Source organism: Clostridium sp. TF11-13AC, from assembly GCF_003481065.1.
In the GTDB taxonomy this organism is placed as follows: domain Bacteria; phylum Bacillota; class Clostridia; order Lachnospirales; family Lachnospiraceae; genus Otoolea; species Otoolea fessa.
Map to the genome: position 1 here is coordinate 169872 of NZ_QUKJ01000005.1, position 22110 is coordinate 191981.

The 22110-nt window shown below is 44.6% G+C and carries 17 protein-coding genes; 2 read left to right on the forward strand and 15 right to left on the reverse strand.

Features of this window, described 5'->3' with window-relative positions; all coding sequences use genetic code 11:
• Nucleotides 1-339 precede the first annotated feature (339 nt).
• From DXD12_RS11540 to DXD12_RS11585, 9 genes are all read right to left on the reverse strand, one after another.
• Nucleotides 340-1692 (reverse strand): TRAP transporter large permease, encoded by a 1353-nt coding sequence (locus tag DXD12_RS11540; protein WP_117796216.1) that lies wholly within the window; start codon nucleotides 1690-1692, stop codon nucleotides 340-342.
• Nucleotides 1689-2315 (reverse strand): TRAP transporter small permease, encoded by a 627-nt coding sequence (locus DXD12_RS11545; RefSeq protein WP_117796217.1) that lies wholly within the window; start codon nucleotides 2313-2315, stop codon nucleotides 1689-1691. The genes DXD12_RS11540 and DXD12_RS11545 overlap by 4 nt, the downstream gene beginning before the upstream one ends.
• The gene (locus DXD12_RS11550; protein ID WP_117796218.1) at nucleotides 2269-3330 is read right to left on the reverse strand and encodes a TRAP transporter substrate-binding protein; all 1062 of its coding nucleotides are present in this window, start codon (nucleotides 3328-3330) and stop codon (nucleotides 2269-2271) included. The genes DXD12_RS11545 and DXD12_RS11550 overlap by 47 nt, the downstream gene beginning before the upstream one ends.
• Nucleotides 3331-3345: 15 nt before the next feature.
• Complete coding sequence (locus DXD12_RS11555) at nucleotides 3346-5007, reverse strand: hydantoinase B/oxoprolinase family protein (RefSeq protein ID WP_118468271.1); 1662 nt, start codon at nucleotides 5005-5007, stop codon at nucleotides 3346-3348.
• A gap of 16 nt (nucleotides 5008-5023) precedes the next feature.
• The gene (locus tag DXD12_RS11560) at nucleotides 5024-7102 is read right to left on the reverse strand and encodes a hydantoinase/oxoprolinase family protein (RefSeq protein WP_118638394.1); all 2079 of its coding nucleotides are present in this window, start codon (nucleotides 7100-7102) and stop codon (nucleotides 5024-5026) included.
• Between the two features lie 19 nt (nucleotides 7103-7121).
• Entirely contained in the window at nucleotides 7122-8201 is a 1080-nt protein-coding gene (locus tag DXD12_RS11565) for an SIS domain-containing protein (protein ID WP_118468274.1), read from the reverse strand.
• 38 nt (nucleotides 8202-8239) lie between these two features.
• On the reverse strand, nucleotides 8240-9385 hold the full coding sequence (locus DXD12_RS11570; RefSeq protein ID WP_117796220.1) for an ROK family transcriptional regulator: 1146 nt from the start codon (nucleotides 9383-9385) through the stop codon (nucleotides 8240-8242).
• Between the two features lie 828 nt (nucleotides 9386-10213).
• Complete coding sequence (locus DXD12_RS11580) at nucleotides 10214-10684, reverse strand: LURP-one-related family protein (protein ID WP_117796222.1); 471 nt, start codon at nucleotides 10682-10684, stop codon at nucleotides 10214-10216.
• Nucleotides 10681-11280 (reverse strand): methyltransferase domain-containing protein, encoded by a 600-nt coding sequence (locus DXD12_RS11585; RefSeq protein ID WP_118472213.1) that lies wholly within the window; start codon nucleotides 11278-11280, stop codon nucleotides 10681-10683. Before DXD12_RS11585 ends, DXD12_RS11580 begins: the two co-directional genes overlap by 4 nt.
• A 327-nt stretch (nucleotides 11281-11607) precedes the next feature.
• Here DXD12_RS11585 and DXD12_RS11590 point away from each other — a divergent pair, with 327 nt between their 5' ends.
• The gene (locus DXD12_RS11590) at nucleotides 11608-12360 is read left to right on the forward strand and encodes a YwaF family protein (protein WP_118570832.1); all 753 of its coding nucleotides are present in this window, start codon (nucleotides 11608-11610) and stop codon (nucleotides 12358-12360) included.
• Nucleotides 12361-12657: 297 nt separating this feature from the next.
• Here the strand turns inward: DXD12_RS11590 and carB are convergent, their stop codons facing one another.
• Nucleotides 12658-15870: a carbamoyl-phosphate synthase large subunit gene (carB, locus tag DXD12_RS11595; protein ID WP_107000573.1), complete on the reverse strand. Its 3213-nt coding sequence runs from the start codon at nucleotides 15868-15870 to the stop codon at nucleotides 12658-12660.
• A gap of 410 nt (nucleotides 15871-16280) precedes the next feature.
• On the opposite strand from carB, the gene DXD12_RS11600 reads away from it, so the two are divergent.
• Nucleotides 16281-16706, forward strand: coding sequence for a DUF3842 family protein (locus DXD12_RS11600; RefSeq protein WP_118638395.1), 426 nt, complete (start codon nucleotides 16281-16283; stop codon nucleotides 16704-16706).
• 21 nt (nucleotides 16707-16727) lie between these two features.
• Here DXD12_RS11600 and DXD12_RS11605 read toward each other — a convergent pair whose 3' ends face one another.
• From DXD12_RS11605 to infB, 5 genes are all read right to left on the reverse strand, one after another.
• Entirely contained in the window at nucleotides 16728-17654 is a 927-nt protein-coding gene (locus DXD12_RS11605; RefSeq protein ID WP_118638396.1) for a bifunctional riboflavin kinase/FAD synthetase, read from the reverse strand.
• 1 nt (nucleotide 17655) lies between these two features.
• The gene (gene truB / locus DXD12_RS11610) at nucleotides 17656-18633 is read right to left on the reverse strand and encodes a tRNA pseudouridine(55) synthase TruB (RefSeq protein ID WP_118638402.1); all 978 of its coding nucleotides are present in this window, start codon (nucleotides 18631-18633) and stop codon (nucleotides 17656-17658) included.
• Between the two features lie 82 nt (nucleotides 18634-18715).
• Nucleotides 18716-19687 (reverse strand): bifunctional oligoribonuclease/PAP phosphatase NrnA, encoded by a 972-nt coding sequence (locus DXD12_RS11615; RefSeq protein WP_118638397.1) that lies wholly within the window; start codon nucleotides 19685-19687, stop codon nucleotides 18716-18718.
• On the reverse strand, nucleotides 19680-20072 hold the full coding sequence (gene rbfA, locus DXD12_RS11620) for a 30S ribosome-binding factor RbfA (RefSeq protein WP_022360140.1): 393 nt from the start codon (nucleotides 20070-20072) through the stop codon (nucleotides 19680-19682). The genes DXD12_RS11615 and rbfA overlap by 8 nt, the downstream gene beginning before the upstream one ends.
• Nucleotides 20073-20088: 16 nt before the next feature.
• Nucleotides 20089-22110, reverse strand: a 2022-nt coding sequence (gene infB, locus DXD12_RS11625) for a translation initiation factor IF-2 (RefSeq protein WP_279221055.1), incomplete at its 5' end; no start/stop codon positions are given.

Sequence of the window (22110 nt, forward strand, 5' to 3'; positions counted from 1 at the left end):
AAAAATGGACAAGGAAGAAAAAAATACTATAGTCTGCAACAGCAACAAAAATCGCTGCACCCCAGCAAATACAAGGGTTACAGCGATTTTATTTTCACTCAACTGCCAAAGACTGGATATATATTTTTTTCAATAATCCAAATTTTTGTTTTTTCTGTGTTTCCTGTTTTCAAACTTCACGTTCTCTCCACAGGCAATATCATTTACTTAGAGAATTTCTTTGAAAAAAATTTCCTTTTTTCTACCAATAACTCAACAAGCACTTGACAACACCTTGATAGTTCAGCGCCTCAGCTAAAAAAACGCATAAAAGCAATCCATTCGTTATAATAGCGTTGACTAGAAACTATAAAACAAGCCCGGCAACCAGGTTGATACGACAGGAACAAACGATACCAGCAGCAAAATAGGTAATGCACCAAAAAGCAAAAATGGAAGAATAGGTTTAATAAGTTTATGAATCGGAACATCACAAACTCTGGAACATGCCATCAGACAAGTAGCCATTGGCGGTGTAATTGAGCCAATACCTATCGAAACAAAAACGATTACTGCTAACTGAATTGTATCAATTCCACATGCAGTAGCAATCGGTGTAAGAAGCGGCACCAGCGTCAAAATAATAACATTTCCATCCAAGAAAAAACCTATAAAAAACAGCAGAAGATCTATTAACAGGATAAGACCAATACGATTATTGGTAATTCCCAACATTAACTCTGCCACCAACTCGGGAATATGGTTAAGTGTCATCAAACGACTGAAAATCAAAGTCATTGGAAACATTATAACCAATGCCGAAACATCCTTAACTCCCTTAGAAAAAACGCCCATCAATTGAACCAGAGAAAGCTTTTTATAAACTACCACTCCCATGATCGCTCCATATAAACAGGTAATTGCACCTGCTTCTGTCGCTGTAAAAATGCCGCCATAGATACCCCCTAACACAATTACCGGCATTAAAACTGCTACAACAAGCTCTAAAAAAAATCTATTCCGGCTTATAGTCTCACGCGCATTTTTTTCTGATTCTTCTTTAGGCTCATTATCTTCAGTACATGCAGAAACGGATGCAACTGTTTTACCCGCATATTCTGGATGATAATATTTTATATAAATAATCCGATTAATGATCAAATAGAGCCCTGCCCATATTAATCCCGGCACAATCGTAGCCATAAATAAAGCACCAACCGATGCCGAGGACACGGATGCAAAAATAATAGCATTTACATTTGGTGGAATCATAAAGCCAAAAGGACTAGAAGCTGCAATTAATGCCGCTAAATATGCTTTATCATATCCTTTCTTTTCCAATTCTGGCACCATAGCTGTTGACAGTGTATTAGCCGTTGCCAATGCTGAACCGCAAAGGGCTCCAAAAAAGCAGGAAACTACTGGAATTGTGGCCGTCAATCCTCCCTTTACATTATGTAGCATCTTATCCGCTACCCGAATCAGCACATTTGCAATTCCGCTTCGCTCAATCAAAGAACCTCCTACTATAAAAAGCGGAATCGCCAACATAGAAATAGAGTTCAAAATGTAAAACGCATTCGTTGCAAACGTTCCTGTACTTCCAAGCCCCATATATGCCACAAAAAAGGAGCCGCCCAAAAATGCTAACGGAACTGCAACGCCGGAAAAAATCATGAGTAAAATTAATACTGCAGCTATTCCAAATATCATAATGTGCGTAACCTCCTTATAGATTTACAAACATTCACCACATAATAAACCATCATCCCCAAAGCTCCTAAAAATACAGAAGCATATACCCACCACATGCTAAATCCAACAGCCGGAGACACCGTATTACGTTCAATGTGTGTCATCATTAAATTAAATGTTAATGGCATAAATAATCCACATATTATAGTAGAAATAATCAAACTAAACAAATGAAGTGCTTCTTTTGACTTTTCCGTCTTACACAGATTCAAGAAGAAATCGACTTTTAGCATATTGTCATCACGCACAACCAGTATTACTCCAAGCCATACAAATACAATAAATAGAATTGTTGGCAATTCCTCATAGCCGTGCATATTAATATTAAATACCCAACGACTGAAGATTGTCAGATTAACCATAATCATCATCACAATCAACAAAATACCCGCTAAATTTCCAACCACAAATTCAACTATATGATCTAATTTTTTTAAAAATTTCACCACGTTCCTCCTCTCTTTAACGGTAAATAAAAAAGCAGGGGATACTACAAACATAGATATCAATCCACTTGCAGCATCCCCCATACCATTAATAATTAAACAGCTCAGATACCTGATTGTATAATTCTTCTCCAATCAGTTCTCTCCACTTATCCGACAGAGAAGCCGCATACTCTTTCCATTGATTCAATTCCTCATCTGTTGGCTGATAATATGTAATTCCTTTTTCATCAAAGAATTTTTCTGCGTCTGCTTTCATATCTTTATAAGATTCATATTCAGCCTCTGAACACGCCCAGGCAGCATCTACAAATATCTTTTGATCCTCTTCGCTATACTGATTAAACTTATCTAAATTCATCATCAAACTATACGAAGTCCACTGAGCTCCAACATATGAATAAAATGGTGCTACTTCATAATAATTTTCAATAATATATGAAGGTATCTGCTGATCCGTAGCCGTAATCAAACCATTCTGCAGCGATGTATATAACTCTCCGTATGGCATAATTGCGATATTTCCCAAACCGCCATAAAATTCGTTAACAATAGCATCTTCATATGTTCGAAACGTTTCATTCGCCAGATCCTTCGGCACTTTAATCAATTTATCTGTCGAAAAGATGTGGCGCTGTAAGCCACTGTTTTGTGCCAAAAGTTTAATTCCATTTTCTTCATAAAGCTTTGTATTAATAGCAAATCCTTCTGCATTCGGATTAGCAAGCTTTTCCCTCACTGTGTCTAAATCAGGTAATAAAAATGGAATTCTTTGCCATGCAAATCTCTTATCTACATTAGACATTCCAGCACCAAAGTTAAAATCCGTCTCCCCATCCTGAATCATCTGAAAGGATTCCGCATCGCTGGCATAACTGGAATACCAATAAATATCTACTACATAACGGCCATTACTATTTTTCTCCACCTCTTCTTTAAATTTCAGTAGTCCATCAGCCCAGGGATTATAATCCGGGGCAACCTCTGGATCTAACGCTGATGTTGTCAAAACAAGATGAGTTGCATCTGAATCTGCTTTCGTAGTTTCTTCCGCTTTATCGCTCTGCAGTGCAACTGTATTATTACCTCCACATCCAACTATAGTTAATGCCATCATTGCTGCCATTGTCGTTGCAATTAATTTTTTCATTGTACTCCTCCTTTTTCAACATCCACCATATTCTTTTTCTGCTCGTTCCTGGCTGATCAAGCCATCTTTCACATCACACTTTAATGCTTTTTTATCTCTCTCAAGCGGATTACCCCAACCTCCGCCGCCACTTGTCTGAATATAGAGTCTATCTTTCTTATAAAAACGCACCCTTGCTTTCGAAGGCAAATGTTCTTCCGTTCCATCAGCTCTATTTACTGTAAAACGAGCTCCTAATGCTGCTTTTCCACCATTCAATCCCCACGGTGCCGTATTAACACGATCAGAGGCAATAAAGCAGTCCACCTCATCTGTCTGGAATTCCAGGACTCGCTCAATTCCAAATCCACCCCTGTGCTTACCAGGTCCTTCAGAATTTGGAGCTAAACCATATCGTATTACCTTAACCGGCATGATTCTTTCAAGAACTTCTACTGGTGTATTTCTGGTATTAGTCATATGCGTATTAACTCCACTGGTTCCATCTTGATCGCACATTCCACCATATCCTCCTCCAACAGTTTCACCATTAGCAAAGAACGAATGTGTTTCTGGATTATAACCACCCAGCTGAATTCCATTCATAGATCCACAAGCAGCCGCACATACTTTTTCTGGAACCACTTGAGCCAGTGCACCAAGCAGTACATCTACCAAACGCTGACACGTAATAGAATTTCCAGAACCGGTAGCTGCTGGATATACCGCATTTACCAAGGAACCTTCCGGTGTTATAACCTCAAAGCGGCGATATGTTCCAGAATTCGGTGGAATCGTGGGATCCGTCACTGCTCGAACAACATAATAAATGCAAGCCAACGCCATCGGACGAACACAATTCAAAGGTCCTCTTACCTGAGGGCATGTTCCCGTAAAATCAATTTTAATATGTGGACCTCCTGTAGTAATTGTTACCTTGATTTTTAATGGCTCTGTTGTAGTAATTCCATCTCCCTCTAAGAAATCCTCAAATTCAAATGTCCCTTTCGGAAGTTTTTCTAACTCTGCTCCCATTCGCCGGTCACAGTAGTTCTCTAACTCTGCAATTGCCTCAAGAACTACTTCTACGCCCATCTCATCACATAATTCCTCAAACCGCTTTTCTCCTACATTATTTGCTGCAATCTGAGCCATCAAATCTCCGCTACTTTCGTATTTTGTTCGGATATTAGAGCGAAACATAGCAAAAATCTCAGGATCTACTTTTCCTTCTTTTTTTATCTTTACTGGTGGGAAGCAAATCCCTTCATGGAAAATTTCCGTTGCATCTGGTGTTAACGAACCCGGAACCTTTCCTCCCACATCTACATGATGCGCCAGATTTCCTACAAAAGCTACTAGCTCTCCTTTAAAAAAGATCGGAGAAAAGATAATAATATCTGGCAAATGAGTTCCACCAATGAATGGATCATTGTGCATGATAGCATCTCCAGGTTTCAGTTCTTTTTTGTTAATATGCTTTAAAGCTCCCTTTACTCCCCAAGGCAACACTCCTGAATGAACAGGTATATGCTCTGCCTGTGCAATCGTCTCTCCATTTACATCAAATAACGCACACGAACAATCTCTTCTATCTTTAATATTTGTGGAATAGGCTGTCCGAATTAATGCTGCTCCCATCTCTTCTGTAATTGCAAAAAAGCGATTTCGCATAACTTCCAATGTGATTGCATCCATCTTTTCATTCCTCCTTTTAGTTCTCTTCTAATGCTTCCATCTTCCCAGTCTCACGATTTGCAATCTTCACAACCAAATTCATTCTCTCATCTACTGTCACCTTATCGCCAGGCCCTACTACGGACGTAGCTCCTGTTTCCTCTATGATTGCCGGACCGATAAAGCTGTTACCTGCTTTTAAAGCATCTCGCTTATATACGGCTGTATCCAGCCACTCTCCCATAAAATAAGCTTTTCGAATTTCTTCTGGTTTTGGAAGTTCCTTGCTAATTTCTCCTTTTGAATACAAGTTACTTTTGTCCATTTCCCCAACTACAGAAAGACGCAAACTAACCAACTCCATGGGATCATTCTTCTTAAATCCATAAGAACGCTCATGTGCATCACTGAAATCATTCACAAGCTTATCCCAAACCAGCTGATTCACCGGGCTATTGGGTACCGAAATCGTTAATTCGTAGGCCTGACCAAAATAACGGATATCTATTTTTCTCTCAAAACTTACGCTACTCTCTGATACGCCATCTCGAGCCATTTCTTTTCTTGCTTCAGCCTCTAATTTTTCAAATTTTTCTTCCATATGGTCGAAAGAAACATCTTTTTCATGTTTATGATACGTGCATACTTCATCATATCTAATTGGTGCAACTAATAATCCAAAAGCAGAAAAGTTTCCAGGTGCGATAGGAATAACAACCGTTCCTATATCCAGAGTTCTTGCCAGTTCAACCGCATGAAGTGCTCCCGCTCCTCCATATGGCAGAAGCACAAACTTTCTCGGATCGATTCCTCTTTCTACCGTCATAACTCTAATTGCTCTGACCATGTTGGAATTCGCTACACGAAGAATTCCCTCTGCTACTTCCTCCACTGTCATATTTAATTTTACGGCCAATTTTTCTTCTATCGCTTTCCGTGCAGCCGCCACATCCAGGTGCATTTTTCCACCTAGCAATTTTTCACCCACACGACCTAACACAGCATGAGCATCTGTTACTGTTGGTTCTGTTCCTCCTTTGCTATAACAAACCGGTCCCGGTACTGCTCCTGCACTGCGAGGACCAACCCGAAGCGCTCCGCCAGCATCCAGCCATGCTATAGAGCCTCCTCCTGCTCCAATCGTAGTAATATCTATATGTGGGAATTTTACCGGAAATCCCTCAATCACTCCTTCACCTGTGATACCAATAGAACCATTCTGCACAATTCCTACATCAAATGACGTTCCTCCAAGATCTCCAGTAATAATATTATGATAATCCGTAATCTTGGAAAGAAATTCGGCAGCCAAAACACCTCCAGCCGGACCAGATAATAACGTATTCACACTCTTCTGAGCTGCAATCTGATCGGTCATCATACCTCCAGAAGATTGCATAATAGTCAATGGAGAATTAATCCCATTTTCATCTAATCGTCTACGCAACTGGGATACATATTTCTGCATTCTTGGCTGAACATATGCATTCATAACGGTTGTATTCATTCGTTCAAATTCACGAAACTCCGGCAAAATTTCACTAGATACAGACACTGGAAAATCTGGTGCGATTTCACGAATAACTTCCAACGCTTTTTTCTCATTTTCATCATTCGCATAAGAATGAAGAAAACAGATTGCAATGGATTCCGCTCCCTCTTCCATTAATTCATGAATCGTTTTCTTTAATTCCTCCATATCCAACTGCACCAATACAGTTCCCGTATAATCCATTCTTTCGTCTGCCTCCCGACGAAGATATCGGGGAATTAATGAAGCTGGTTTTCTAGCATGTAAATCATAAAGTTCTGGTCTGCTCTGGCGACCAATATCTAAAACATCTCTAAATCCTTTTGTTGTTATTAATGCTGTTACAGCGCCGTTTCGTTCCAAAAGTGTATTTGTAGCCACTGTCGTTCCATGTGCAACACCCGTCACACAATCTGGTGATACTCCCAACTCTTCTAAAAGTGCTCTAATTCCGTTCAGAACACCTATACTTTGATCTTCAGGTGTAGAAGGCGTTTTTGCAAAATACACCTTACCATCTTCATTTATTCCGACTACATCGGTAAACGTTCCTCCTACATCTACACCTAATTTCAATTTAGCCATTTTTCATCCTCCTTTATCTCTATCCCTGGTAATAATTTACTTTCGGCATATATTTACTTCCTAGCATCTTATGAAATTCTGGGTATCTTGATTGTTCTGGGTGACGTCCTTTCTTTTCTGTTACATCATTAGCCAGCCATTGTAATGGAATAATGTAAAATAATGGAGTTAAAATTTCATCCATTCCTCCTGGAAGCGAGATAAAACGACCTTTTATTTCAATCTCTTTTTCAAAGCCCTCGTAACCAATAACTGTCACGTGATCCGAATGCTCCTGAGCAAATTGAATCATTCTCTTTATTCGCTCTACTCCAGGTCCCTCGTTTACCAAAAAAATCAAATATGACCACTTTTCAAGACAATGATACGGACCATGCATGTACTCTTCCACATCATATACCTCTACCGGGATTCGCACTCCTTCTAATACCTTAAGAGCCCCTTCTTTAGCTGCAGCTGTTAAAGTACCACCTCCGATAATTGTCACAGATGGAGCAGATTTATACTCCTCCGCAAAATCTTCAATTTCTTCAGATGTACATCTCAAACTTTGCTCCATCCATTTTGGAACTAACGAAATGTCTAATTCCTTACCAGCTAATCCCGCAGCATATAAATACAACATTGCTATAGTCGAAGTAAATCCCTTCGTTTTGGCCCCTACCAGTTCTTCTCCTGTACATGTATCCAAAATCGCCTCAGCACTTTTTCCGCCAGGATTATCAGGCTCGGCTGTTACCATAACGGTTCTAGCCCCATACTCTCTTCCTTTTTCCAAACAATGTATCGTCCCAATACTACGTGCCGTCTGTGAAATTCCTAAAATCAGCGTTTTCTCATCTAGTCGATAATGTGGATAGTAATACAAAAAATCAAATGGGGTAAACACCTGAACCTCTGCATTGAACCATTTTGTAAATGCATATTTAGCCGCAATTGCTGTATGAAGTGAGGTTCCAGAACCAATTAAATAGATTTTATCAAATGGACCTTTTCCCACTATAGAATACACACTATCACACACTTTTTCTGCATTTTGGCAAACTCTTCTAATTGTGTCTGGCTGTTCCAATATACAGCTCTTCATGGTTTGCTTCATTCTATGTATGCCTCCCAACTCTTGTATTTTTCTCTATTTTATTTTTTTACCTGTATGTCCTGCTCTTCGATTTTTTTTGAAGCAAAATTAATTGCTCCTAGAGCTCCTGCTTTTCCTCCCAAGTTTGCCAAACAAATATCCGCCTGAATTGGCGTAAGCCTGCCAACCTCCTCTCGAATCCGCTGAATCACAGATCCCATAGAATCAGAAACTCCACCGCCTATTACAACCTTCTCTGGATTTAAAAGACTAATCGTATTGGCTATCGCAACTGAAAAATCACGAACAAATTTGTCTATTACCGGTATTACTGAGGCATCTCCTCGGCTATATGCTGTAAATAATGCTTCTGCCGAACCAACAATTTGATCCAGTGCCGAGCCAGAACATTTTTTTTCTAAAATTCCCTGTTGTCCTAATTTATTAATTTCCCCTTTTTCCACATCAGAACTTTCTAAATAATATCCTAATTCTCCTGCTCTTCCTTGAGCCCCCAATACCAACTGTCCACCACATACTAATGCTCCGCCAATACCTGTTCCCAATGCAATAAACAACATATCATCCGTCTGTTCACCTGAACCTATCCAACGTTCACCTAATGCTGCCAGATTCACATCATTTCCGACATACACTGGAAATGAAAAATATTCATTCATTAAACTTTGCAAAGGAAATTGATTCCACGATAATGCTTTGGCACGCACCACTGTTCCATCTGAATCCACCGTTCCCGGGACTCCAATTCCCATGCCAAATATCATTTCTCGTTTAATTCCTGCTGCTTCTAATGACTCCTCTACAATCTGGACTAATTCCTCAAACTGATTTTTGGTTGGTATTTTTTTTTCGTACACAATATTACCCACCAAATCTGTTATCAAAAACAAAAGTTTTGTTCCGCCAATATCCATGCCAATACAATACGCAGATTTTGGATTAAATCCCAACATAGTAGATGGGCGTCCAACCCCTGATGGAGACATACAGTCTCCATACTCAACTAGGAGCTTTTTCTTAATTAATTCATCTACAATCGCACTAACTGTTGTTTTACTTAAATTTAATGCCTTTGATATCTGTGCACGGCTAATCGGCTGTTTCTCCTTGACCATATTCAGAATCAATGTCCGATTAATTTTTCGTATTAATTCTAAATGCCCTAAATTTCCATTCTTCTCCATATTACACCCCTTACTCACTTAATTAGTTCAGTGCACTTACTAATTCTTTTAAAAATTACCTCTCGTATTAAGCAAGAGGATTTATATATAAAATACACTTTTATTATTCTGTTTTCAATAGGATTTTTCAACAAAATATCTTTATATTTTCGTAAAAATTACCAAAACGCGTTTCACATAATTTGTTTCTTCAGAAAACTAAATGTCACTTTCAAGATACACGTCCATATATGCTGAACTCTTTTTGCAATGCAATTGATAATTCATAAAATCAATTATATCTAACAAAAATGCAATTACAAACCAAAGATGACAGTAACTGTCAACCTGTAACGAATCAACAATTTCAAGAATGTTTTTACTAACCTTCTATATGGTTCCACACATACCCATGCAGTAGAACTTTCAACATTTCCTTATCTCGCTCTTCCCAGGCGGCTTGTACATTCTCCATATCGAACATGGGCATTCTTCGTAAATCTGATATGCTGAAATCTCCCAAGAGCAGGCGTGGCAAAGGCAACTGAAAGAAACGATAGCAACAAAAAACAGGTCCGGACGCACGGAGAGTAATCAGTGTATCTGAACCTAGCTTTTCTATGGTCTTTCCGATGAATAGCTTGGCTGGCTTTTCATTGAAATTTCTTATGCTTTTTTTCGTTGACATTTAATACTGTTCAATGTATCATATAATCAAGAAATGGGTTTGTTACCGTACAGCTATTGCTTAAGCGGGGTGCTCGTTTCTTTTTTGTGTTCACCATATCGTCCTGTCATTATTCAAGAATGCCTCGGTGCTCTTGTAGCAAAAAGCAGACGCACCCTTTCTTACGTCCTCGAACATTTTTCCGCATCGATCGCCAGCACAAACATTAATGCATCCAGTGCATATTCCGGCTCATTTACCTGAATCACATACGTGTCCGTCATATGGAACAGCTCTTTGCTGACACTGGCAACCGAATATCCCCTTTGATCGAGGATATTATAATCCCATTCCATAATCGAACCGTCGATATGCCAGCCATTGTAATCAATATTGTAATGCGGCATCAGGAAAGAGAATTCTTTACTCAAGCATCCGATATAGGTGCCTTTTTTATATATCTCAAATTTTGGCAGAAATGTCAGTACACGCTGAACAACCATTCCAATTTCATTGCCGTCTGCATCATATATCACCAACTTATGGCCCCAGGACAACTGGCCTTTTACCACATATACTGTATTGCCAAACTCATCATAAATATCATAACTGTCAAACCACGAAAATAACCGCTGTTTAAATAAAAGCTTCATAAAATCACCTCAAATATCATAATCCGTTCTCTTTTGTCCTCGCCCGGAAACAAATCCGATGTGTCAATCTCATCATAAAACATTAGCTGTTCCTCCGTCATCAGACAACTGATATATTCCTCCGATGGATAATAAAAAAACAGCAGTATCTCTCTCGGATTTTCGTAATAGGACTCATATATCCTGGCAAGAACAGAGTGCAATATCTCTACCGAAAATGGATTGAAAAAATAACACCGGTCCACTTCTGAAGGAAGCTCATAGTTCTCCGCACTGCTTAAGATAAAGGACGTACGGTTTCCGGACACTGCCGTCTCCTTATTTTCTGCTGCCCCCTGATAAATACGTTCATCGTATTCGATTCCGATTGTTTTACTCCTTGTCTGATAGGACAAGTAAAAACAGACTCTTCCCTTGCCGGTTCCATAGTCCAATAAGGTATTATTCTTCCGAATTAATCCGCTGTTCGCCAACCGTTCCAGAACCACGTATGCCGTCGGTTCGTATGGGTATCGGTATTGATCCGCATGCGAATCATCTCTGCCGCTTGTTCGGATTTTCAGAAATCTATCCCATTGGGTCTCATTTTGGTTCATGGTATATCTCCCGTATCATTTACTCGATTCTTATATCTACAGAATATAGGAAATTGGCGGCGCTTGTCAACTTGCAGCTTTGGAAAGAAAAAAATTGCAAATATGTAAATCTCCCATCGTCTTATTATGGGCAGATCTTGTTGTTAATTCTTGGCAAATCTAATATTTCGTACTATAACTATTCTGTACCGTTTTCTCTGTACTGGGCATCTGCTTCCGTAAAGAGAATGTGCCTTGTCACATTCTCTCGCCGGGCGCGGTCGCTTGCAGCATGATTCACAAGATACGGAACCATTCCTTAGGTTTTATTACGAAAGAAGGCTTTTTATGATTTCCCGTCTACTTACCTTAACTGCCTGGTCCATGACACCGCCCGCAGTCTGGTCTCCCTTTCATTTAGTATTTATGCTGATCGGCATCCCGCTCGCCGCCTTTGCCGCATGGAAATTGCGGACGCGCTCCGAAGCGTTCCGTCTGCATCTGCTCTTTGCCTGCGGTGTTTTTCTGGCATTTTCCGAGGTCTACAAACAGCTTTTTCTCTATTACATAGAAAACAACCGGCACTACGACTGGTGGTATTTTCCATTCCAGCTCTGCAGCCTGCCGATGTACCTCTGCCTGCTGCTGCCCTTTGTTCCGCATAAATATCAACGTATTTTTTGCACTTTTATGTATAATTACAACCTGCTCGGTGCCGTCATGGTGTTCGTCGATCCGTCCGGTCTGATGCACCCGTACTGGACGCTGACCCTGCATGGATTTATCTGGCATATCCTTCTGATCTTCATCGGGCTACTCATCGCCTTTTCCCGCATGGTGCTGCCAACCGCCAAAGGATTCTGGCAGTCTACAGCTGTATTTGCGGTCGGATGCGTCATCGCAACCATCATCAATGTTACCTCACATCCGTATGGAAACGCGGATATGTTTTATATCACGCCGTACTACGCGACCACGCAGATTGTGTACTCCCAGATCGCTGCTAAATTTGGAATTTTTGCCGGAAACACGGTGTATGTGCTTTCAATCATTTTGGGCGCATGGCTGCTGCATCTCGTATTTCAAGTCGAACGTCCGTGAGACTTGGCGCGTGATTCTGGTCAGCAAAGCTGGCATATTCGTTGCTGCTCACTCATTCCGTGCACATCAACGGGATTTTACCGATGCTTCGCATTTCAAATCGGCAAAATCTGCTATCGATACGATATCATACGGAATTTTCAGTTCAGAAAATTCCTATCTGCAATTAAAAGAGCGCCAGCCCCGCATTCACAGCCGGGCAGACGCTCTTTTCTATAACAGCTCAATTAATTCACTGTCACGGTAAAATCCACTGAAACGACTCTGTAACAATGGATTTTACCCTTTTATTTTTATTTACTGAATCTCGCTATGGAACTCCTGCAGGGACTTAACCTCCAGATGTCCGTTCTTCTTGATACTTCTCAGAGCCTGTACGGTAGCCTTTGCTGCTGCCATGTTGGTAAAGTACGGAATCTTCGCCTTTACAGCTGCCTTACGGATGTAGCTGTCATCGCCTCTGCCCTTCTTATCGTTCGGGGTATTGATAATGATTGCCACTTCTCCGTTGGTAATCTTATCTAAAATGTTCGGACGGCCTTCGTTGATCTTGCATACCTTCTCAGCCGGAAGTCCTGCTGCTACCATCACATCACAGGTTCTGCCTGTACCCATCAGGGTAAAGCCACACTCGTAGAAGCCTCTTGCAACCTCGATAAGCTCTATCTTATCCTTGTCATTGACACTCAGGAGGACAGTTCCTGAGGAAGGAAGACGTGTCTGGGTTGCTTCCTGTGCCTTGTAGATAGCCTCACCAACGCTGGTGGACATACCAAGAACCTCACCGGTGGAACGCATCTCCGGTCCAAGTACCGGGTCAACCTCCGGGAACATCTTGAACGGGAATACCGGCATCTTAACACCGTAGTGCGGAATCTTCTTCTCTTTCAGTGCCGGAACCGGTGACGGACGGCCTGTTAAGTAGGAAGTCATGATATCCGTTGCCAGTTTTACCATCTTGATGTTGCATACTTTAGATACCAGCGGCACGGTGCGGGATGCTCTCGGGTTTGCCTCCAGCACGTATACTTCGCCGTCCTCGATTGCATACTGCATGTTCATCAGACCTACAACGTGCATCTCTTTTGCAATACGGCTTGTGTAATCACGGATTGTCTCTACCTGATCCTTGGTCAGATTTCTGGACGGAAGGATACAAGCGGAGTCACCGGAGTGGATACCTGCCAGCTCGATATGCTCCATAACAGCCGGAACAAATACGTTCTCGCCATCGCTGATAGCATCTGCCTCACACTCGGTTGCATGATGCAGGAAACGGTCAATCAGAATCGGACGATCCGGAGTTACACCGACAGCTGCTCTCATATAGAAGGTCATCGCTTCATCGTCATGAACAACCTCCATGCCGCGGCCGCCAAGTACATAGGACGGACGAACCATAACCGGGTAACCGATCTTATTCGCAATCTCTAATGCGTCATCAACGGTAACTGCCATGCCTGACTCCGGCATCGGAATCTGCAGTTTATCCATCATCGCACGGAACAGGTCACGATCCTCTGCCATGTCGATGGTTTCCGGAGTTGTACCCAGAATGTTGACACCATATTTCTTCAGATCTGCTGCCAGGTTCAGCGGTGTCTGGCCACCAAACTGTGCGATAACGCCCAGCGGTTTCTCCTTGTGGTAGATGCTTAATACATCTTCCAGAGTCAGCGGCTCGAAATACAGTTTATCGGAGGTATCATAGTCAGTAGATACGGTCTCCGGGTTGCAGTTAACGATAATTGTCTCAAATCCAAGCTCTTTCAGAGCGATAGCTGCATGTACGCAGCAGTAGTCGAACTCAATACCCTGACCGATACGGTTCGGACCGCCGCCCAGAATCATGATCTTCTTGTTGTCGCTGCACGGACTCTGATCCTTGATGTGATAGCTGGAGAAGTAGTATGCAGAATCCGGTGTGGCACTTACGTGTACGCCCTCCCAGCCTTCTACGATACCTTCTTTGGTTCTTGCATCGCGGATCTCTTCCTCTGTAACGCCTAACAGCTCGCTTAAATATTTATCTGCAAAACCGTCCAGCTTCGCCTGGCGGAGAACCTCAACCGGCGGAACCTCGCCCTTATACTGCATCAGGCTTTCTTCCTCTTCTACCAGTTCCTTCATCTGCTGGATGAAGTAATGTTTAATCTTGGTTAATTCGAACAGCTCGTCTACGGTAGCGCCCTTACGAAGTGCCTCGTACATAATAAACTGACGTTCGCTGCTCGGAACATGCAGCATCGCAAGCAGTTCTTTTTTTGTCTTCTTATCGAAGTCTTTCGCATGACCAAGACCGTAGCGGCCTCTCTCCAGGCTTCGGATTGCCTTCTGGAATGCCTCTTTGTAGGTCTTTCCGATACTCATAACCTCGCCGACTGCCTTCATCTGGGTTCCCAGCTTGTCCTCTGCGCCTTTGAACTTCTCAAATGCCCAGCGTGCAAACTTGATAACGATATAGTCGCCGGACGGAACATACTGATCCAGAGTACCGCTCTTGCCGCATGGAATCTCATCCAGAGTCATACCGGTTGCCAGCATCGCTGATACCAGTGCAATCGGGAAACCAGTTGCCTTGGATGCCAGGGCGGACGAACGGGAGGTTCTCGGGTTGATCTCGATAACAATATCACGGTCTGTCTTCGGATCGTGTGCCCACTGTACGTTGGTACCGCCGATTACCTGGATTGCTTCTACGATCTTGTAGGATTTCTCCTGCAGACGTTTCTGTACTTCTTCCGAAATGGTTAACATCGGAGCAGAACAGAAGGAATCTCCGGTGTGTACGCCCAGCGGATCAATATTTTCAATAAAGCAGACAGTGATCATGTTGTTCTTCGCATCGCGGACAACTTCCAGCTCAAGCTCTTCCCATCCAAGGATAGACTCCTCTACCAGAACCTGACCAACCATGCTGGCCTGCAGGCCTCTTGCACACACGGTCTTCAGTTCTTCTACGTTATATACAAGACCGCCGCCTTCGCCGCCCATGGTGTAAGCCGGACGAAGAACAACCGGATAACCCAGTTTATCTGCGATTGCCAGTGCATCCTCAACGCTGTAGGCAACCTCACTTCTAGCCATCTCGATGCCCAGGCTTTCCATTGTATGCTTAAACTCGATACGGTCCTCACCACGCTCGATAGCATCAACCTGAACGCCGATTACTTTAACATCATATTTATCCAGAACACCTGCTGCTGCCAATTCGGAGCAGAGGTTCAGTCCGGACTGTCCACCCAGGTTCGGGAGCAGCGCATCCGGGCGCTCTTTTTCAATGATCTGAGTCAGACGGTCTACGTTCAGCGGCTCAATATAAGTCACATCTGCTGTCTCCGGATCCGTCATAATCGTAGCCGGATTGGAATTGACCAGCACAATCTCATAGCCGAGTTTTCTCAGTGCCTTGCACGCCTGTGTTCCCGAATAATCGAACTCACACGCCTGTCCGATAATGATTGGACCGGAACCGATAATCAATACTTTGTGAATGTCATTTCTCCTCATGTTTTCTCCCTCTCATTGTCTGCTGTTTTTTGGCTTTAAAAAAGCGGCCTCCCGGATCAACTAAAAATCAAGCACCTCCGCGGTGCCTTCACGCGCGTCTGTCTGATCTTCCGTCACCCTGACAGCCTCCGCCAATCGCAGCTCTGCCAGACCCCAGTTAGCCATTATCAGCATTATAATAGAAAGCGCTTTATTTGTAAACAAAAAATTTTACAAAAATCGATCTTTTTTGCTTTTCTTTTTTCAAAATGTATGATATTATAGTAAAGATATACTGGGGTGTTTATTTTGTCCAAAAGGCAGATTTAGACCCTCTTATTTTCGTTCCTGCGCGAGAATGTGCCAAGGCACATTCTTTTTTATTATCTTGTCCTACGAAAATCCTACGAAAAGGAAAGGGGTTATCCATTATGAAAAAAGTTGTCATCATCGACGGTCAGGGCGGACGCATGGGGCGCGCCCTCGTAGAAGAAATCCATAAACTCTGTCCCGGACAGCCGCTTCTCGCGCTCGGTGCCAACACCACTGCCACTGCCGCGATGATGAAAGCCGGAGCTGCCATGGGCGCCACCGGAGAAAACCCCGTTCTCGTCGCCTGCCGCGATGCCGACCTAATCATCGGACCAATCGGCATCGTCATTGCAGACTCCCTCTTAGGAGAAATCACCCCCGCCATGGCAGCCGCCATCGGACAAAGCCGCGCCCAGAAAATCCTGATTCCTGTCAGTGGAAGCTCCTATTGCCGCCATATTTTAGTAGGAACACAGAATTTACCAATGAATGAATATATCCATTTGGCGGCAGAGGAAGCAACTGCCTACCTGAATCATATTTAAAAAATGCACGAAGCTGAACTCTCATCGTTCCGCTCCGTGCATTTTTCTCCCGGTCTCTTTATCCTTCAAAACCTGCATCTTCAACTCATCCACCCCGGAAAATTTCATCTCCGGCCGCATAAAATCTAAAAAATGAACCTCTATCTTTTTCCCATACAGGTTTTCATCCAGATCATAGATATATGTCTCCGCCCCCGCCGGTCGTTCTCCGGCAATCGTCGGTTTTTTTCCAATATTCGTGATACTTCCATAAGAAGCACCCTCAATCACCGTCCGGGAGAGATATACCCCGAACGCCGGAAGATGTTTCTGGATTCCCGGCAGGATATTCGCCGTCGGAAACCCTAGGGTGGAGCCTAAATGCTCCCCGTGTACCACCTGTCCGCTGATCCGGTACTCGTATCCCAACAGTTCATTCGCCTTGCGGATATTTCCCTTCGCCAGCTCTTCCCGGATATAGGTGCTGCTGATCTCGCGATCGCCGTCCATCGCCTTTTCAACGATCGACACCTCATATCCATATTTCGGTGCCAGTTTCCGAAGCAGTTCAGCATCGCCCTTCCGCTGGTAGCCAAAATGGCAGTCCGGACCGGACACGATCGCCTTTACGCCCATCTTGCCGACCAGAATCTCGGCAACAAACTGTTCCGGGTCCATATGTGCGACTTCCTGGTTGAACGGATATTCCACCAGATACTCCACCCCCGCCTCGCGCAGGTTCTCCTCGCGCTCCTCGTTGGTCGTGATCATCGTCTGCAGCTTTCCCCGGATCAGGGTTCCCGGTGCCGTCTCAAAGGTAAACACCGCTGGTTTATATCCTTTTTCCCGATACCGCATCACTTCCCGCAGCAGCTTCTGATGTCCTCTGTGAAGGCCGTCAAACTTACCGATCGTGACCGCAGTCGGCTCTTTTATCTGAAATTCTCTGGTTCCGGCAAAATACTGCATCTTACTCTCCTCCCAGAAAGATCTTACGTGGTTTCCATTGTTTCTTCTCCGGCTGATAGGCATAGAGACCGATAAACTGGTTCGCGCTGTCATAGACGCGGATGATTCCAGAATCCGGAAGTACCATCTCTGAGTTTCCATCCGCAGAAACCTGGTGTTCAGCCAAACTGCTTCCGATCTGCACCAAGCAGCCGTCTCTCGGTCCCAGCCCCTTCGGGAATGGATTTCCATTCTGCAGAAGCTTATCCAGAACTTCGCTCTCCGACACATACGCCGGGCAGTCCTCAAACATTCCATCCACCGACACGATCCTATCCTCGATCTGACCGGCTTTCGCCAGCGCTTCCACCTCGGACAGGCGCAGGCTGTCCCCGATCGCAAATCGATCGACGCGGGTGCGGATCAGTTTTTCCATACAGCCGCCGCATCCCAGCTTTTCACCGATGTCATGGCACAGGGTACGGATGTAGGTTCCCTTGGAACAGGTCACGGTCATCGTCACACGCGGCAGTTCCATCGCATCTATCTGAAGATCATAGATTTCCACCGGACGTGCTGCCCGCTCTACCTCTTTTCCGGCTCTCGCCAGCTCGTAGAGCTTCTTTCCGTTGACCTTAAGCGCCGAATACATCGGCGGTACCTGCATATACGGACCAACAAAGCTCTCCGCCGCCCCGCGGACTGCCGGTTCTGTCAGCTGTTCCGTCGGTTTCTCCGAAAGAATCGTTCCTGTCGTATCCTGCGTATCGGTTTCGGTTCCCAGCAAAAGAACTGCCTGATACGTCTTTCTCTTATCCGTCAAAAGGTCGCACAGCTTCGTGCCCTTCCCCAGACATACAGGGAGTACGCCCTCCGCTGCCGGATCGAGCGTACCCGTATGACCGATCTTTTTCTGTCTCAAAATGCCCCGGAGCTTCGCCACCACATCGTGGGACGTAAACCCCGGTTCTTTATAAATGTTTATCACACCGTGAAACATAAAATCTCCTAAAAAATCAGAACTATTACCGTCCATGCGCTGTGCACCTGAAAGCAGGCAGCGCAATCAGCAACAGAACCTCCTATTCCTCCCTACGGGCATCCATCTGTTTCTCAATATGTCCCGTCAGGTTGTTGATCACATCCCTCGGATGTCCCTGCATCGTGCAGCCCGCCGCGTGGATGTGTCCGCCACCGCCGAAATACGCCGCCACCTTGCTCACATCGACATAGTCGTTGGAACGAAGGCTGACCTTGTACTCGTTGAACGCCTTTTCATAGATGAAAATGGCACATTCCACTCCTTCGGTAATCCGGAGCTGATCGATAATGCCATCCAGATCGTTCGTATCGACACCGTAAAACTCCATTTCTTTCTGGGAAACCACACTGAAAATACATCTTCCATCCAGAATCCGTGTACTGCTAAGCAGCGCTTTTCCGAGAATCTGGTTCTGTGCGTAGGTCTTGCGGTAAAAGCTGTCGTCGATGATCTTCGCCGCGTTCACGCCTTTTTCCATCAGCGCGCCCGCGATTTCCATCGTTTTCCGGGTCGTTGAATTGTACTTAAATACACCTGTGTCATGCACAATTCCGGTATAGAGACACTCTGCCGCCTCCCTGCTGATCTTTGCCTCATCAAGAAGCGTGTATAACACTTCGCTGCAGGAGCTTGCGTCCGGAATGATGTAATTTTGTTCTGCAAATCCTGTATTGGTTCTGTGATGATCGATGCAGAGTGTCTTGGCGGCGTTGTCAAAATAGACCGCGTAGCTGCCCAGACGCTCTTTGTCGCTGGCATCCAGTGTAATGCACAGATCAAACTGTTTTTCCGGCACAATCTCGGTATGAATTTTCTCAAAATCATTCATATAAGAAAATTTAGCAGCCGGATGGTCGAGAAACAGTTCTGCCTCTATCTGCGGATAATTCTCCCGCAGATAGTTAAGCAGTCCCAGAGTCGTTCCGATACAGTCCCCGTCCGGATGGATGTGACCAAGCAGTACGATGTGCTCCGCCCCTTCCAGTGACGCCTCTAAGATATTTTTACTCATTTTCTTCCTCATCTCCCGATTCTGAGTCTCTGAGGTTTTCAGTTACTTCATCGATCAGGCGGGTCATGTGTACACCGTACTCAATCGACTGATCGAGAATAAATGTAATTTCCGGCGTATTCCGTAAATTAATGCGTTTTGCAAGCTGGGTGCGGACAAATCCGACAGCACTTTTCAGTCCCTGGATCGTATCCTTCGCCGCTTCCTCGTTGCCTAACACGCTGATATACGCCTTGCAGTACTTGAGATCCGGAGTCACCTCCACGGAGACAACCGTTGTCATCGGATGAATCCGCGGATCTTTCAGCTCACGGCTGATGATGGAACTCAGCTCTCTCTGTACTTCACTGTTAATTCTTGTATTTTTAATGCTATTTTTACGCATGAATCCCTCTGCCTTTCTAGCGCGGAACCTCTACCATCGCATATGCTTCGATCATATCGTCTTCCTGCAGATCGTTGAACTTCTCAAATACAAGACCACACTCGTATCCGGAAGCAACTTCCTTCACGTCGTCCTTGAAACGCTTTAAGGATGCCAGCGGACCATCGAAGATCTGATCGCCGTCACGGGTAATACGTGCCTTGCAGCCTCTCTGGAATTTACCATCCAGGACGTAGGAACCAGCGATAGTACCAACGCCGGAAGCCTTGAAGGTCTGACGTACAACGGCGTGACCGATTACCTGCTCCTCGTAGATCGGGTCAAGCATACCCTTCATCGCTGCCTCGACATCCTCGATTGCCTGATAGATGACGCGGTAGAGACGAACGTCTACTTTCTCACGCTCTGCGATGGACTTCGCGGTTGCGTCCGGGCGCACATTGAAACCAATAATGATCGCGTTGGATGCGGCTGCCAGACTGACGTCGGACTCGTTGATCGCACCAACACCGCCGTGGATGACCTTGACTACAACTTCCTCGTTGGACAGCTTCATCAGGCTCTGTTTTACTGCCTCGACAGAACCCTGTACATCTGCCTTGACGATCAGTGGAAGTTCCTTTACATTTCCTGCCTTGATCTGGGAGAACAGATCGTCCAGGGAAAGCTTCATCTTTGTATCTTCAATTAACTTATTCTTGCTCTCAGAGATAAAGGTTTCTGCAAAGCTTCTCGCCTCTTTCTCGTTCTCCGGCTGTACAAATACCTCGCCGGCGTTCGGCACGTCATTAAGACCCAGAATCTCGACCGGAGTGGATGGACCAGCCTCTTTGACGCGGCGTCCTTTATCGTCCATCATCGCACGGACACGACCGTAGCAGGCACCTGCCGCGATCGGATCACCGACATGCAGGGTACCTTTCTGTACCAGGACGGTCGCAACCGGACCTTTACCCTTATCCAGCTCCGCCTCGATGACAAGACCTCTCGCATTACGGTTCGGGTTTGCCTTTAACTCTTTGACCTCTGCGGTCAGAAGGATCATCTCAAGCAGTTCCTTGATACCTTCCTTGGTATGTGCAGATACCGGAACGAAGATGGTGCTGCCGCCCCAGTCCTCCGGAACCAGTTCGTACTCGATAAGCTCCTGTTTTACCTTCTCGATATTGGCACTCGGCTTATCGATCTTGTTGATCGCTACGATGATCTCAACACCTGCTGCCTTCGCATGGTTGATCGCCTCGATGGTCTGCGGCATAACACCGTCATCTGCTGCAACAACGAGGATTGCAATATCAGTGGATTTTGCACCACGCATACGCATTGCTGTAAATGCCTCATGTCCCGGCGTATCGAGGAATGTGATCTTCTGTCCGTTGATCTCTACCATGTACGCACCGATGTGCTGGGTGATACCGCCTGCCTCTTTTGCAGTTACATTGGTCTGGCGGATTGCATCCAGAAGGGAGGTTTTACCATGATCTACATGACCCATAACGCATACAACCGGCGGACGGGTTACCATGTCCTTCTCATCCTCTTCTTCCTCTTTCAGAAGTTCCTCGATGACGTCAACCTTGACCTCTTTCTCACAGAGTACGTCAAACTCCATCGCGATCTCTTCTGCCTGCTCGTAATCTACTTCCTGATTGATGGTGACAACCTTGCCCTGTAAAAAGAGCTTCTTTACAATCACAGACGGCTGAAGTTTCATCTTGTCTGCGAGATCCTTGATGGTGATTACCTCCGGGATCGTGATTGTCTTGATCTCCTCAACCTTTGCCTCCTTCTTCTGCGGCGGCTGAACAGCGCTCTTTACGTTCTTTCCGCCTCTTCCCTTGGAGTGCATCTCTTCCTCATGGTCGATCTTGCTATATTTATCGTTCTTGTAATTATTCTTATTCTGCTTGTTGTTCTGCGGTTTCTGTACAACCGGGCTGTCGAAGGATGGCTTCGGAATATTTAAACCGCCGCGTCCATCGCGTCCGCCTCTCTGACCATCACGGCCGCCCTGATAGCCGCCGCTTCTCTGGCCGTC

What these genes read in the sequence shown, in the direction of transcription:
- truB (WP_118638402.1), bottom strand. Translation starts at nt 18,633, where the DNA reads ATGTTTCACGGTGTGATAAACATTTATAAAGAACCGGGGTTTACGTCC.
- DXD12_RS11560 (WP_118638394.1), bottom strand. Translation starts at nt 7,102, where the DNA reads ATGGCTAAATTGAAATTAGGTGTAGATGTAGGAGGAACGTTTACCGAT.
- DXD12_RS11585 (WP_118472213.1), bottom strand. Translation starts at nt 11,280, where the DNA reads ATGAACCAAAATGAGACCCAATGGGATAGATTTCTGAAAATCCGAACA.
- rbfA (WP_022360140.1), bottom strand. Translation starts at nt 20,072, where the DNA reads ATGCGTAAAAATAGCATTAAAAATACAAGAATTAACAGTGAAGTACAG.
- DXD12_RS11550 (WP_117796218.1), bottom strand. Translation starts at nt 3,330, where the DNA reads ATGAAAAAATTAATTGCAACGACAATGGCAGCAATGATGGCATTAACT.
- DXD12_RS11580 (WP_117796222.1), bottom strand. Translation starts at nt 10,684, where the DNA reads ATGAAGCTTTTATTTAAACAGCGGTTATTTTCGTGGTTTGACAGTTAT.
- DXD12_RS11590 (WP_118570832.1), top strand. Translation starts at nt 11,608, where the DNA reads ATGATTTCCCGTCTACTTACCTTAACTGCCTGGTCCATGACACCGCCC.
- DXD12_RS11540 (WP_117796216.1), bottom strand. Translation starts at nt 1,692, where the DNA reads ATGATATTTGGAATAGCTGCAGTATTAATTTTACTCATGATTTTTTCC.
- DXD12_RS11555 (WP_118468271.1), bottom strand. Translation starts at nt 5,007, where the DNA reads ATGGATGCAATCACATTGGAAGTTATGCGAAATCGCTTTTTTGCAATT.
- DXD12_RS11615 (WP_118638397.1), bottom strand. Translation starts at nt 19,687, where the DNA reads ATGAGTAAAAATATCTTAGAGGCGTCACTGGAAGGGGCGGAGCACATC.
- DXD12_RS11570 (WP_117796220.1), bottom strand. Translation starts at nt 9,385, where the DNA reads ATGGAGAAGAATGGAAATTTAGGGCATTTAGAATTAATACGAAAAATT.
- DXD12_RS11605 (WP_118638396.1), bottom strand. Translation starts at nt 17,654, where the DNA reads ATGCAGTATTTTGCCGGAACCAGAGAATTTCAGATAAAAGAGCCGACT.
- DXD12_RS11600 (WP_118638395.1), top strand. Translation starts at nt 16,281, where the DNA reads ATGAAAAAAGTTGTCATCATCGACGGTCAGGGCGGACGCATGGGGCGC.
- DXD12_RS11565 (WP_118468274.1), bottom strand. Translation starts at nt 8,201, where the DNA reads ATGAAGCAAACCATGAAGAGCTGTATATTGGAACAGCCAGACACAATT.
- carB (WP_107000573.1), bottom strand. Translation starts at nt 15,870, where the DNA reads ATGAGGAGAAATGACATTCACAAAGTATTGATTATCGGTTCCGGTCCA.